This is a genomic window from Bosea sp. AS-1 (genome assembly GCF_002220095.1).
Lineage (GTDB): Bacteria > Pseudomonadota > Alphaproteobacteria > Rhizobiales > Beijerinckiaceae > Allobosea.
Map to the genome: position 1 here is coordinate 584239 of NZ_CP022372.1, position 13904 is coordinate 598142.

Consider the following 13904-nt stretch of genomic DNA (forward strand, 5'->3'; position numbering starts at 1 on the left):
GGCGCAGCGAGGGTCCCGCGCGCCTGCAGGCTTAACCGGACCGTCGAACGGATCAAGCGGGCGTAGCGGTCTTCGGCCGCGATTGGGTGCGCACTCGGGCTAGCCTGCGGGGCGCAGCGTCTTCACGACCTCGTCGGAGGGGAGGTACTTGGCGCCGTCGGCATAGCGCCAGTCGACCATCACGCCCTTGCCGTCCTTCAGCGCCGTCCTGCCGACGAAGGCACCGAGCGTCGACTGATGGTCGATGGCGCGATACTCGGCCGAGCCGAAGGCCGAGGGGAATTTCAGCCCCTCCATCGCAGCGACGAGCTTCTCGTTGTCGGTCGAACCCGCCTTGGCGAGCGCGGCGGTAATGGAGTTCATCGTATCGAAGCCGACGACCGAGCCGAGCCGTGGATAGTCATTGTACCTAGCCTTGTAGGCGTCGCGGAACTTGATGTGCTCCGGCGTCGCCAGATCGGCATGCGGGTAACCCGTGACGATCCAACCTTCGGGGGCCTCGGCGCCGAGCGCGTCCAGATATTCAGGCTCGCCGGTCAACATTGAGGCGACGTCGCGACCCTCGAACAGGCCGCGCGTATTGCCTTGGCGCACGAAATTGGTCAGGTCGGCGGAGAAGGTGACGTTGAAGATCGCATCGGGCTTCGCGGCCTCGAGCGCCTGAACCGTCGCGCCGGCATCGATGCGGCCCAGCGCCGGATATTGCTCGGCGACGAACTCAACGTCAGGCCTCGCCTTCTTCAGCAGTTCCTTGAACCACTTCACCGCCGATTGGCCGTATTCGTAGTTCGGCGCGACGAGCGCCCATTTCCTGGCCTTGAGCTTCGCAGCCTCCTCGACGAGCATTGCCGCCTGCATGTAGGTCGATGGGCGCAACCGGAAGGTGTAGCGATTGCCCTTCGACCAGACCAGCGCATCGGAGAGAGGCTCGGAGGCCGCGTAGAGCCGCTTGTTCTGCGCCGCGAAGTCGGCGATCGCGAGGCCGACATTCGAGAGATAACCGCCCGACAGCAGATCGACCTTCTCGGCGTTGATGAGGTCGCCGGCGTGGCGCACCGCGTCTTCCGGCTTGCCGGCGTCATCGCGGAAGATGGTCTCGATCTTGCGGCCAAGTACGCCCCCGGCCGCGTTGACCTGCTCCTGCGCCAGCTCCCAACCCTGGCGATAGGGCTTCAGGAAGGCCGGCTGGGCGGTGTAGCTGTTGATCTCGCCAATCCGGATCGCGCTTGTGCTCTGCGCCCGGACCAGGGAAGGTGCGGCGAGTATGGCCGCGCCGCCCGAGGCAGCAGCCAGGAAACGCCTGCGGTCGATCGTCATCGTTCTTGTCCTCGATGGGTGTGGCTGCGCGGCATTCCGTCTCTCCGCCGCAGCGCCAGGCCAGTCTCTTGGCCATTCCACGCCGGTGCTGCAATGACCACCAGCCGTTGGAAAATCGTTGATGTGGCTGCGAATTTGCGAAGGGCGAAAATGCTTGTCAACCGGCGGCCGGCCGGTTTCTGCCCATAGGGCAAGCCGTTGAAGCAGACTGCTGCGGAGCTCATCCGCATTCTCCCCCGCACGCCCGCCGATCTCTCGCAATCGCGAATTCATTGCGCAGCGCAGCGACACCTCTATCGCCTCTCTCTGGGCGTGACGATCCGGAAAATGCGATTCATTTCGCTCGACGAGCATGTGCGCCCTGTCCTGGGCTGGGATCGTCAGCCGGCAATTCGGCCCCGGCGTCGCGCTCCGATCGCTCAGCGCATTGGTCGGGCGGGTGGAAAGTTCTCCCGAAGGCAAGATGCGCGTTCAGAATATTCTGTTCGAATACCTCCAATGAGAAGAAACGATAAGATTTTGATTTCAGCACGGTTTTCTGCTTATCCAGCGTCGCCGGCCGCTGTAGACATCCGCTAAACAGCCGCTGCCCGAGTTGCCAAGGACGACGCGATGAGCAATTTCTACGAGGAACAGGTCCTCAGCGTCCATCATTGGACGGATACGCTGTTCAGCTTCACGACCACGCGCGACACATCGTTCCGCTTCAAGAACGGCCAGTTCACGATGATCGGCCTCAAGGTCGGCGACAGGCCATTGCTGCGGGCCTACAGCGTCGCCAGCACGAATTATGACGACAACCTCGAATTCTTCTCGATCAAGGTGGCCGACGGCCCGCTGACTTCGCGGCTGCAAAATCTCCAGGTCGGCGACGCGATCATCGTCGGCAAGAAGGCGACGGGCACTCTCGTCCTCGACAATCTCAGGGATGGCCGGCGGCTCTTCCTGCTCGGCACGGGCACGGGGCTGGCGCCGTTCCTTTCGCTGATCCGCGATCCCGAGACCTATGAGCGTTACGAGAAGGTCGTGCTCGTCCATGGCTGCCGCCAGGTCGCCGAGCTCGCCTATGGCGAGCGCATCACCCAGCATCTGCCGCAGGACGAGTTCCTCGGCGAGATGATCCGCCAGCAGCTCATCTACTATCCGACGGTGACGCGCGAACCGTTCCGCAACCGTGGCCGCATCACCGATCTGCTGACCTCCGGGCAGCTCTTCGACGATATCGGCCTGCCGGATTTCGATCCCGCAGGCGACCGCTTCATGCTCTGCGGCTCGCCGCAGATGCTGGCCGACCTCAAGACGATCTTCGCCGAGCGCGGCCTTGCCGAAGGCAATCACGGCGAACCCGGCGACTACGTGATCGAGAAGGCCTTCGTCGAGAAGTAAGGCTGCGGCATGCCGGAGCACGCCCCAACCGTCCGCGTTGCGGATATCGCCTATGCGGCATCTGCAACGCGCGCCCCGCGCTTTTAGGCCAGTGTAGCCGCGCTCAGTTTCGACCGCGGTGCTTCGCCATGAATATGCATGTCTCCAAAGCCGGCTCTCCTGCGAGGCAGGCCGGCATCGGCCAGTCGCTTCCGCGCAAGGAGGACGCCGTTCTCGTGCGCGGCGGTGGCCACTACACCGACGACCTGTCGCTGGAAGGGCAGCTCTACGCCGCCTTCGTCCGTAGTCCCTACGCCCATGGCGTCATCCGCGGCATCGACGTGGCGGCGGCCAGGGAGATGAAAGGCGTCGTTGCGGTCTATACGGCGCAGGACCTCGAAGGCCAGGGCTATGGCCCTCTGAAATGCAATGTCGACCTGCCCAACCGCGACGGCACGCCGATGCGGAAGCCGGCGCGGCAGGCGCTGGCGGTCGGCAAGGTCCGCTACGTCGGCGATCCGGTTGCCATGGTCGTGGCGCGCACGGCCATTCAGGCGCGCGACGCTGCCGAGGCGGTGGGCCTCGACGTCGATATCCTGCCCGCCGTGACCTCGACGGAGGAGGCCCTTGCGCCCGGCGCGCCGGAGCTTTTCGACGATGTCCCGGGCAACCTGATCCTCGACTATCATTTCGGCGACGCCGGGAAGGTCGCGGACGCCTTCGCCAAGGCGGCCCATGTCACCAGGCTCCGGATCGTCAACAACCGCATCGTCGTGAACCCGATCGAGCCGCGCGCTGCGATCGGCACTTATGACCGCAAGAGCGGGCGCTATACGCTCCACGCCCCGAGCCAGGGCGCCTTTGGCATGCGCAACAGCCTCGCGGCGGCGATGGGTGTGTCTCACGACCGGATGCGGCTGGTCACGGGCCATGTCGGCGGCTCCTTCGGCATGAAATCGGCGGTGTTCCCGGAATATGTCGTGCTGCTGCATGCGGCCCGCCTGCTGAAGAAGCCGGTGAAATGGACCGACCAGCGGTCCGAGAGCTTCGTCTCCGACCATCACGGCCGCGACATGGTGTTCGAGGCCGAGCTGGCGCTCGATGCGCGCGGCCGCTTCCTGGCGACGCGCTTCACAGGCCTCGGCAATATGGGCGGCTATCTCTCGCCGGTCGGGCCGATGATGGCGACGCTGAACATCGGCAAGAACAGCGTCGGCATGTATCGCACGCCGCTGGTCGAGGTGCAGACGCGCTGCGCCGTCACCAACACCGCGCCGATCGCGGCCTATCGCGGCGCCGGACGCCCCGAGGGCAACTATTTCATGGAGCGGCTGATCGACACCGCCGCCCGCGAGATGGGCATCGACCGGGCGGTCCTGCGGCAGCGCAACCTGATCCCGGCCAAGGCGCTGCCCTGGACCACCCCGATAGGGACGCTTTACGACAGCGGTGATTTCCCGGCGCTGTTCGCCCGCGCGCTGGAGGCGGCCGACTGGAAGGGCTATCCGGTCCGCGAGCGCGCCAGCCGCAAGGCCGGCAAGCTGCGCGGCCGCGGCATCGGCTGCTATCTGGAAGTCACCGCGCCGCCGAGCAACGAGATGGGTGGCATCCATTTCGAAGCGGACGGCTCCGTCACCATCGTCACCGGTACGCTCGATTACGGGCAGGGGCACTGGACGCCCTTCGCCCAGGTGCTGACCAGCCAGCTCGGCGTGCCCTTCGACAAGATCCGCCTGGTGCAGGGCGACAGCGACCGCCTGATCGCCGGCGGCGGGACCGGCGGTTCGAAATCGATCATGGCCAGCGGCTCGGCGATCATCGAGGCAAGCGAGAAGGTCGTCGAGAAGGGCAAGCTTCTCGCGGCGCATTTCCTCGAGGCGAGTGTCGCGGACATCGAATTCGCGGCCGGCCGCTTCAACATCGCCGGCACCGACCGTTCCATTGGCATCATGGAACTCGCGGGGAGGCTGCGGGCCGTTTCGGCCTTACCCGACGACCTGCCGCAGACGCTGGATGTCGACCATGTCTTCAAGGCGGCGCCGTCGGCCTATCCCAATGGCTGCCATATCGCCGAGGTCGAGATCGACCCCGATACGGGGCAGGTCGAGATCGCGAGCTACGTCATGGTCAACGATTTCGGCACGCTGGTGAACCCGATGATCGTCGAGGGACAGCTGCATGGTGGAGTCGTGCAGGGCATCGGCCAGGCGATCTATGAGCTGACCTCCTATGACGAGGAGGGTCAGCTCAGGACGGGCTCCTATATGGATTACGCCATGCCGCGCGCGGCGGATGTGCCGTTCTTCTCCTTCATCAGCCAGGGCGTCCCAACCAGCACCAACCGGGTCGGCGCGAAAGGCTGCGGGGAGGCAGGTTGCGCCGGCTCGCTGCCCTCGGTGATGAACGCGATCGTCGATGCCCTCGCGCCGCACGGAGTGCAGCATCTCGACATGCCGGCGACGCCGCTGGCGATCTGGCGCGCTATCCACGGGCAGGACACCAAGGGCTGAACGGCCCGTCGGGCGGCCGGAAGGGCGCGCATGGCGGGTATGCCATGCGGCCGGCGCACGGTCTTTCATCCGGAAACCGGGGTGGACGCCGGGCCCGAGTCGGGCTCAAGTGCCGGACATGAACGCTCATGCTCCTGCCCGCCGCATCGCCGAATTCGCCTGCGAGAAGAAGCCAGCCACCGGCTCGCGCGGCATGGTCGTCACCAATCACCCGCTCGCCTCGGCGGCGGGCTCGCAAATGCTGCTCGCCGGCGGGAATGCCATCGATGCGGCGGTTGCCGCGCTGTTCGCACTGACGGTGGCCGAGCCGATGATGGTCGGCATCCTCGGCGGAGGCCTGAGCCATATCCGGCTCGCCGATGGCAGCCACCGCATCATCGACAATCTCTCGACCGCGCCCGGCCGCGCTTCGCCGGACATGTATGACTGCCTCTCCGACGAGATCGGTAAGCAGCGCGACACACGCGACCGTGAGAACGTCGTCGGGGCGAAGGCGGTGGCGGTTCCGGGCGCGCTCAAGGGTTGGTGCGAAGCCCTGGAGCGCTTCGGCAGCTTGCCGCTGGCGGATGTGCTGCAGCCGGCGATCGCGCTCGCCGCGCGCGGCTTCACGGTCACGCCCTATCTCTCGAACTGCATCGGCGACAATGCGGTCGATCTTGCGCGCGATGCCGGTCTCGCGGCGATGCTGTTGCCGGGCGGGGCCCCGCTCAAGCCCGGAGCGAAGCTGGTTCAGGGCGATTATGCCGAGAGCTTGCGACTCATCGCGAAAGACGGACCGGAGGCGCTGTACGGCGGAGCGCTTGGGGCGGCGCTGACCGGCTACATGGCGACGCATGGCGGCCTGATCGGGCCGGAGGATCTGGCGAACTACCGAACCGAGACGCGCGAGCCGATCCGTGGTTCCTATCGCGGCTACGAGATCGTCGGGCCGCCGCCGCCGTCTTCGTCGGGCGTGCATATCGCGCAGATGCTCAACATTCTTGAGGGCTACGATCTCGGCGCGCTCGGCTTCGGCTCGACTGACGCAGTGCATCTCCTGGCGGAGGCGCTGAAGATCGCCTTCGCTGACCGCGCCGTGGCGACGGCCGATCCGGCCTTCGTCAAGGTCCCGGTCGAGAGGCTGATCGACAAGGGCTATGCCGCCGAGCGGCGCGCGCTTATCGAGATGAGCCGGGCGAAAAGCTGGAGGGCGGGGCTTTCCGGCGGCGAATCCGCCGATACCACCCATGTCACCGTGGCTGATGCAGACGGCAACGTCGTCAGCGCGACGCAGACGATCAATGGGCTGTTCGGCGCCTGCGTGCAGATCCCCGGCACGGGCATGATCGCCAACAACTACATGTTCAATTTCGACCCGCATCCTGGCCGTGCCCTGTCCATCGCGCCGGGCAAGCGCGTCTTCACCTCGATGGCGCCGATGATGGTGCTGCGGGAACGGCGGATCGCCTACGCGCTCGGGCTGCCCGGAGCACTGCGCATCTTCCCCTCGGCCCTGCAGGCGATCGTCAATCTGCTGGACCACCGCATGAGCTTGCAGGAAGCGGTCGAGGCGCCGCGCGTCTGGACCGAGGGCGGGGTGCTCGAGCTGGAAGAGGCGATCCCCGAGACGGTAGCGCAGGAACTGGTGGCGCGCGGCCACAAGGTCGTGCGCTCGCCGCGCGTGGCGGGTGGCATGAACGCCATTGCCTTCAATGCGGATGGCACCATGACGGGCGCCGCCTGCTGGCGGGCGGACGGTACGCCGGTCGCGATCTCGGGTGGTCTGGCGCGAGCCGGGGCGCGCTTCAGCATCTGAGCCGGTGCAGGCGGCTTCAGTGCAGCCCGCCGACACCGACATAGCGTTCGAGCACCTCGCCATCGACGCGCAGGCCCGCCGAGCTGCCGGACCAGACGATCCGCCCGCGTTCGAGGATGATGACGTCTTCGGCGAAGTCGAGCGCGCTTTCCAGCCGCTGCTCGACGAAGAGGATCGTCATCGCACCGCTCGACGCGAGCTGCGTGAAAGCTTCCATCAACATGTCGCAGATCACGGGGGCGAGGCCCTCAAGCGGCTCGTCGAGCAGCAGGATCGCGGGCTGGCCGAGGATGGTGCGGGCGGTCGCCAGCATCTGCTGCTCGCCGCCTGAAAGCTGAGAGCCGAGATTGCGGCGCCGCTCCTGCAGGCGCGGGAATAGCGCATAGGCCTCCTCGATCGCGGAGCGCGGCCGGCCTTTCAGCCCGACGAAGAGGTTCTCCTCGACGGTGAGGCTCTTGAAGATCTCGCGGGTCTGCGGGACGAGGCCGATGCCGCCTTGCGCCCGTCCGGTGGTGCGCAGGGCCGTCACGTCCTGGCCGCCGACGCTGATGCTCCCGGCATAGCGCCGGGTCAGCCCCATCAGCGTCGCCATCAGCGTGGTCTTGCCCATGCCGTTGCGACCGAGGATCGAGAGGCGCCCGCCGGCCGGAACGGAGAAGGAGACGTTCTCCAGCACATGGGTCTGGCCGTAGCCGGCGCTCAGGTTCTGGACGTCGAGCTCAGCTGCCGGCATGGGCATAGCTCCCGAGATAGGCTTCGCGGACCTTGTCGTCCCTGGCGACGTCGGCCGGCAAACCCTGGAAGATCAGCTCGCCGGCCGCCAACACTACGACGCGCCTGGCGAAGCGGAAGACCAGGTCCATGTCATGCTCGATCATCAGCACGGCGAGGGAGGCGGGGAGCCGCTCCAGAGCCCGCTCGATCAGCGGCGTGTCGGAGGAGGGCACACCGGCGGCCGGTTCGTCGAGCAGCAGCACCTTCGGGCGCTGGGCCATGGCTATGGCGATCTCGAGCAGGCGCTGCTGACCATAAGCGATCTCGACCACCTTGCGGCGAGCGATGTCGGTGAGGCCGAGCGTCGCCAGGATGTCGGCAGCCTCGTCGGCTGCCGCGCTGTTGCCGTGGAAGCGGGCAAGGATGCGCGTCGCGCGGCCCTGCCGCTGCAGGATGGCCATGACAACGTGCTCCTCCGGCGTCATGTCCGGGAAGAGCCGGGTGACCTGGAAGGTTCGGACAAGGCCGCGGCGCACGCGCGCGACGGCGCCCTGACGCGTGATGTCCTCACCCATCAGATGGACCGTGCCGGCGCTCGGCGGGATGCGCCCGGTGACGAGGTTGACGAAGGTGGTCTTGCCCGCGCCGTTGGGGCCGATCAGGGCGAGCCTCTCGCCCTCCGCCATGGCGATGGAGACGTCGTGGTTGACCTTGAGCCCGCCGAAGGACTTCGACAGATGGGCGACTTCGAAGACCGCGCTCATGGCCTCGTCCTCCGCGAGCCGCGCGTCAGGATGCGGGCCGCCTCGTCGAGCGTGCCGGAGAGCCCGCGCGGGGCGAAGAGCACGATGGCGATCAGCAGCGCACCGACCAGCGTCATCCAGTGGAAAGGGTTGATCGCGGCTATGACATGCTCGACCGCCATGAAGGCCACGGTGCCGATCAGCGCGCCGTAGAGATTGCCGAGGCCGCCGAGCACGAGCATGACCAGCGCATTGGCGGACAGCTCGAAGCTGACGCTGTCCAGGCCGACGACCTGGGTCGCGATGGCGCCGAGCGCGCCGCCCATGCCGGCGACTGCGCCGGAAATCACGAACATCCTGAGCAGCACCGGGAAGGCGGAGATGCCGAGCGCGCTCACCCGCAGCGGATCCTCCTTGAGGCCGCGGCAGACCATGCCGAAAGGCGAGCGGACTAGGAGCTTCAGCGCGATGAAGACGATGACCAGCAGGCCGAGCCCGAAGAGATAGGCCGCGCGACCCCAGAGATCGAACTCGAACAGGCCGAAGAGCGGAGCCGGGACCATGCCGGAGAGGCCGTCGCTGCCGCCCGTGATGGAATAGGCCTTGTTGGCGGCCTCATGCAGCAGCTGGACGATGGCGATGGAGAGAACGAGCTGCGGCAGCCCGTGCGCCCGCAGCATGATCGCTCCGCTCAGGAGACCCGTGACGGCGCCAGCCGCGGCCCCGATCAGGATGAGCAGGAAGGGCTCGGTCACGCCATTGAGGCAGGCGATGCCGGCGGCATAGGCGCCGGCCCCGTAGAGCGCGGCCTGCCCGAGCGAGGCGATGCCGCAATAGCCGGTGATGAGGTCGAGCGAAAGCACGAGCAGGGCGACCGAGATCACCCGCGTCAGGAAGGAGAGATTGTCGGGGAAGAGCCAGTAGCCGGCGAGCCCCGCGACGACGATCAGGCCGATGCCGAAAAGGTCGCGGCCGAGGCTGCGCGGGGGCAGAGGAGCCGATGGTGTGGAAGGCTGGGCCATCACTGCGCCCGCCCCATCAGGCCACGGGGAAAGGCGCAGACCACGAGGATCACCGCGAGATAGAAGAAGAAATTGCCGAAATCGGGCATGAGATAGCGACCCGTCACGTCGATCGCCCCCAGGAGCAGGCAGGCGGCGAGCGCGCCGGGGATCGAGCCGGCCCCGCCAACGGAGACGACGACAAGGAAGGTCACCATGTAGCGCAGGGCGTAATAGGGCTCGATCGGCAGGAATTCGGCGCCGACCACGCCGCCAAAGGCCGCGAGCCCGATGGCGAGCGCGAAGCTTGCGGCATAGATCAGCTCGGTACGCACGCCGAGCGCCCGCGACATCGGTGCATTCTCGACGGCGGCCCGCAGATGGATGCCGAAGCCGGTGCGCTCGATCAGGAACCAGAGACCGCCCGCGACGACGAGACCGCTCGCGATCACGAAGAGGCGATGCCCCGCGATGCTGCGGAAGCCGAGATCGACCGGCTGCGCCAGTTCGGCCGGTAGCGGAATCGTCTTCAGCGTCGGGCCGAAGAAGTAGTTGGTGATGCCGATGACGCAGAAGGTGATGCCGATGGTCATCAGTACCTGCGAAAGCTCGCTCCGGTCATAGATGCGGCGGAAGAGCAGGCGCTCGAGCGGGATCGCGATCAGAACCGTGCCGATGACGGCGAGCACGATGCCGAAGGCATAGCCGAGGCCAAGGTCGCGGGCGACATAGGAGGCGATGTAGCCGCCGATCATGGCGAAGGCGCCATGCGCCAGGTTGACCAGCCGCATCAAGCCCATCGTCAACGACAGGCCGATGCAGATGATGAACAGCGCCATGCCATAGGCGAGCGCGTCCAGGGCGATGCTCAGCGCGGTCTGCATCGGTGCCGGCCTCGTCGAACGGGGAAGGGTGGCGAGGGCGCGTATGCGTCCTCGCCGGCTTGCGCATCAGGTCGCCGGGCGGCTCACTTCACCAGCCCGGGGTCCTTCTGCTCGGGGAAGCTCTGGATCTCCTTGTTGATCCAGTTGCGCTTGGCGTCCTTGGCGACCTCGCGCAGATAGATCGTCTGGGTGATGTGACGCGTCTCGGGGTCGATCTTCACCGGCCCGCGGGGGCTTTCCCAGGCGAGGCCCTTCACCGCCTCGACGGCCTTCTCGGCATCCTGTTTGCCGCTTGTGGCGGCGATCATCTTGGCGATGACATGCATGCCGTCATAGGCGCCGACCGCCGGGAAGGAGAGCTGGCCCGGCGTGCCGAGCGCTTTTTCGGCCGCGGCGACGAACGTCCGGTTGACGTCGGAGTCGTGCGAGACGGCGTAGTGGAACGAGGTGATCATACCAGCGGCGGCGTCGCCGAGCGCCGGCAGATCCGATTCCTGGGTCAGGTCGCCTGGCGCGAAGAGCTTGACGCCAGCTTGCTTCAGCCCCGTGTCGCTGAAGGCCTTGACGAAGCCGAGCGTCGGCGGGCCCGAGGGCAGGAAGGCGAAGACGCCTTGCGCGCCGGCGTCGCGGACGCGCTGCATGATCGGGCTGAACTCGGTGGTGTTGAGCGGCATGCGGATCGCCTCGACGACCTGGCCGCCCGCGGCTTCGATCGCCTTCTTGAACGCGGCTTCGGCATCGACGCCCGGCCCGTAGTCGCTGACGACGGAGACGAACTTCTTCACGCCGCGATCAACCGCGGCCTTGCCGAGCGGCGTCGTGGTCTGCGCCGTGGTGAAGGAGGTGCGCACGACCAGCGGCGAGGAGGTCATGATCGCCGAGGTTGCCGCATTGAAGATCACCAGCGGCACATTGCCCTGCTTGAGCAGCGGTGTGATCGCCATCGCGTCCGGGGTGAAATAGACGCCGCCGAGATATTGCACCTTGTCGCGGACGATCAGCTCCTGCGCCAGGGCGCGGGCCTGCTGCGGATTGGCCGTGGGCAGGTCGCGATAGACGATCTCGATGTCATGCCCGGCGACCGACTTGCCGTTCTGCGCCAGCCAGGCCTCGACGCCCGCCTGGAAATTCTTGCCCTGCAGGGCGAAGGGGCCGGAGAACGGCCCGACGATCCCGACCTTGACGGTGTCGGCCGAAGCCGCGCCGCCGAGACCGAGCGTGCCGGCCAATGCCAGCACACTTGCCTGTATCAACCTGCTGAAAAACGTCCTGCTCATCTGTCGTCCTCCCGAAATCGTTCCCGCTCTTCTGGCTTATAGCGCGTCCCCCGAGGGAAATTCGCTGCTTGTCTGCATTATCCCTCGGCTCGTCGGCCTCGGCCGGGCAATGCCTCCTTATCCTGCGTAAGGCAAGCCGACATAGTTCTCGGCCATCGCTGCCGAAGCCGCCGGCGAGCTCACCAGGTAATCGAGTTCGGCGTGCTGCATTCGCTCCTCGAAGGCACTGCGCTCCGGGAAACGGTGCAGCAGCCCGGTCATCCACCAGGAGAAGCGCTCGGCCTTCCAGATACGGGCCAGTGCGCGGGCGGAATAATTGTCGAGCCCGGCATCGGAGCTGTCGCGAAAATGCTCACGCAATGCGTCGAAGAGGTAGCGCACGTCGCTGGCGGCGAGATTGAGCCCCTTGGCGCCGGTCGGCGGAACGATATGGGCGGCATCGCCAGCGAGGAAGAGGCGGCCGAAGCGCATCGGCTCGGCGACGAAGCTGCGTAGCGGCGCGATGCTCTTTTCCAGCGAGGGGCCAGTCTGCAACGTGTCCGCCACCTCGGCAGGAAGCCGGCGGCGCAGTTCGTCGTAGAAGGCTTCGTCCGACCAGTTCTCGACGCGCTCCTCGAGCGGGACCTGGACATAGTAGCGGCTGCGCGTGGCCGAGCGCATCGAGCAGAGCGCGAAGCCGCGCTCGTGCCGGGCATAGACGAGCTCATGCGCGGCCGGCGGCCGATCGACCAGCAGGCCGAGCCAGCCAAAGGGATAGACGCGCTCGAAGCTCGTCAGGGCGCTTTCGGGGATCGAGCGGCGCGAGACGCCGTGATAGCCGTCGCAGCCGGCGATGAAATCGCAGCGCAGCTCCTGGATCTCGCCGTTGGCTCGGAAGCTCACTCTTGGCGCGGCCGTGTCGATGTCGTGCAAGGCGACCTCGTCAGCCTCGTAGATCGTCGGCCGGCCGAGCGCCCGGCGCGCCTCGACGAGATCCTGCGTGACCTCGGTCTGGCCATAGACGGTGACGGCCTTGCCGCCGGTCAGATGTTTCAGGTCGATGCGATGGAGCGTGCCGTCGAAGGCGAGATTGACGCCGTCATGCACCTGCCCCTCGCGCTCGAGGCGTTCGGCGGCGCTTGCCTCATGCAGCATGTCGACCATGCCCTGCTCGAGCACGCCGGCGCGGATGCGGGAGAGCACGTAGCCGAGGCTGCGGCGCTCGAGGATGACATTATCGATCCCGGCGCGCGACAGCAGCTGGCCGAGAAGCAGCCCGGCCGGGCCGGCGCCGATGATGGCGACCTGCGTGCGCATTTCCGCTTCCTCCTGTGGCGACGACGGTTCTGAGCCGACGTTTCGTTTCGCAAGCTATGCGCTCCGGGCAGGCTTGACGGAATGGAAGATTCGCGCAGTGTCTTGGACAAATCGATCATGAGGGGCCATGCCAGCCACTGTTCCAGCCTATTGGCTCTATGCCGAGCGCTTGACGGATCGCTTTCCGGACGCGCTGCATATCGAGCCGATCGTGGCCCGCAGCGCGCTGCATGGCTGGACCATCCAGCCGCATTTCCACCATCAGCTCTTCCAGTTCTTCCTCGTCATCGGCGGGGGTGGCCGGACGCGGATCGACGGGCGTGACCGGATTCTTGCTCCGGGCTCGGCACTGTTGCTACCGCCGGCGACGATCCACGAGTTCCACTTCATCGTCGGCACGGAAGGTTTCGTCGCCAGCGTCGCCGAAACCTCGTTGAAGCGCTTGTTCGATGCCGAGCCCGAGGCGCGGTCCCTGCTGGCGGCGCCGGCGCTCTTGCAGACCGGGCCGGAAGATAGGGAAACGCAGGCGCTCGAGACCGTGATGGGACTCGCGATGGGCGAGTTCGGAGCCAATCGACCGAACCGCGAGTTCGCGCTCGCGGCCTATGCCGACCTGATCGCCTCCTGGTTCTCGCGTGGCGTGCGCGGATTGGGGGCCGGCGGGGGGCCGGCGAAGGATCTGCGCGCGAGTCTGGTCCGGCGCTTCATCGAGCGTGTCGAGATCCGCTTCCAGAGCCATGAGCGGCTGACGGAGCACGCCCGTGCGCTCGGCGTCTCGGTTCCGCATCTGTCGCGCAGCTGCCGCGAGGTGCTGGGCCATTCGGCGGCGCGAGTCATCCAGGACAGGTTGATGATCGAGGCGCGGCGCGATCTCGTCTATACCTCCCTGACGATCGCGCAGATCTCGTTCCGCCTCGGCTTTTCCGATCCGGCCTATTTCTCGCGCTTCTTCGCGAAGCGGGCCGGACTTTCGCCCTCGGACTATCGGGCGAACGCGTAGTT

The 13904-nt window shown here is 66.7% G+C and carries 11 protein-coding genes; 4 read left to right on the forward strand and 7 right to left on the reverse strand.

Annotated features, from left to right (window positions below; all coding sequences use genetic code 11):
• Positions 1-99: 99 nt before the first annotated feature.
• On the reverse strand, positions 100-1317 hold the full coding sequence (locus CE453_RS04470; RefSeq protein ID WP_089173495.1) for an ABC transporter substrate-binding protein: 1218 nt from the start codon (positions 1315-1317) through the stop codon (positions 100-102).
• Positions 1318-1929: 612 nt separating this feature from the next.
• Here CE453_RS04470 and CE453_RS04475 point away from each other — a divergent pair.
• From CE453_RS04475 to ggt, 3 genes are all read left to right on the forward strand, one after another.
• Positions 1930-2703, forward strand: a complete 774-nt coding sequence (locus tag CE453_RS04475; RefSeq protein ID WP_089173496.1) for a ferredoxin--NADP reductase — start codon at positions 1930-1932, stop codon at positions 2701-2703.
• 128 nt (positions 2704-2831) lie between these two features.
• The gene (locus CE453_RS04480; RefSeq protein WP_198302259.1) at positions 2832-5192 is read left to right on the forward strand and encodes a xanthine dehydrogenase family protein molybdopterin-binding subunit; all 2361 of its coding nucleotides are present in this window, start codon (positions 2832-2834) and stop codon (positions 5190-5192) included.
• 118 nt (positions 5193-5310) lie between these two features.
• On the forward strand, positions 5311-6987 hold the full coding sequence (gene ggt, locus CE453_RS04485) for a gamma-glutamyltransferase (protein WP_198302260.1): 1677 nt from the start codon (positions 5311-5313) through the stop codon (positions 6985-6987).
• 16 nt (positions 6988-7003) lie between these two features.
• Here the strand turns inward: ggt and CE453_RS04490 are convergent, their stop codons facing one another.
• The 6 genes from CE453_RS04490 to pobA form a co-directional block, all read right to left on the reverse strand.
• A complete protein-coding gene (locus CE453_RS04490; protein WP_089177699.1) occupies positions 7004-7720 on the reverse strand; it encodes an ABC transporter ATP-binding protein in 717 nt (238 codons plus the stop codon).
• Positions 7707-8465 carry an ABC transporter ATP-binding protein gene (locus CE453_RS04495; protein WP_089173498.1) on the reverse strand — a complete coding sequence of 253 codons (759 nt, stop codon included), beginning with the start codon at positions 8463-8465 and terminating at the stop codon, positions 7707-7709. The genes CE453_RS04490 and CE453_RS04495 overlap by 14 nt, the downstream gene beginning before the upstream one ends.
• Positions 8462-9466 (reverse strand): branched-chain amino acid ABC transporter permease, encoded by a 1005-nt coding sequence (locus CE453_RS04500; RefSeq protein ID WP_089173499.1) that lies wholly within the window; start codon positions 9464-9466, stop codon positions 8462-8464. The genes CE453_RS04495 and CE453_RS04500 overlap by 4 nt, the downstream gene beginning before the upstream one ends.
• Positions 9466-10329 carry a branched-chain amino acid ABC transporter permease gene (locus CE453_RS04505; RefSeq protein WP_089173500.1) on the reverse strand — a complete coding sequence of 288 codons (864 nt, stop codon included), beginning with the start codon at positions 10327-10329 and terminating at the stop codon, positions 9466-9468. Before CE453_RS04505 ends, CE453_RS04500 begins: the two co-directional genes overlap by 1 nt.
• 83 nt (positions 10330-10412) lie before the next feature.
• Positions 10413-11606 (reverse strand): ABC transporter substrate-binding protein, encoded by a 1194-nt coding sequence (locus CE453_RS04510; protein ID WP_089173501.1) that lies wholly within the window; start codon positions 11604-11606, stop codon positions 10413-10415.
• A gap of 117 nt (positions 11607-11723) precedes the next feature.
• Positions 11724-12902, reverse strand: coding sequence for a 4-hydroxybenzoate 3-monooxygenase (gene pobA, locus CE453_RS04515; RefSeq protein ID WP_089173502.1), 1179 nt, complete (start codon positions 12900-12902; stop codon positions 11724-11726).
• A 127-nt stretch (positions 12903-13029) separates the two neighbouring features.
• Here pobA and CE453_RS04520 point away from each other — a divergent pair, with 127 nt between their 5' ends.
• On the forward strand, positions 13030-13902 hold the full coding sequence (locus tag CE453_RS04520) for a helix-turn-helix domain-containing protein (RefSeq protein ID WP_089173503.1): 873 nt from the start codon (positions 13030-13032) through the stop codon (positions 13900-13902).
• Positions 13903-13904 lie beyond the last annotated feature (2 nt).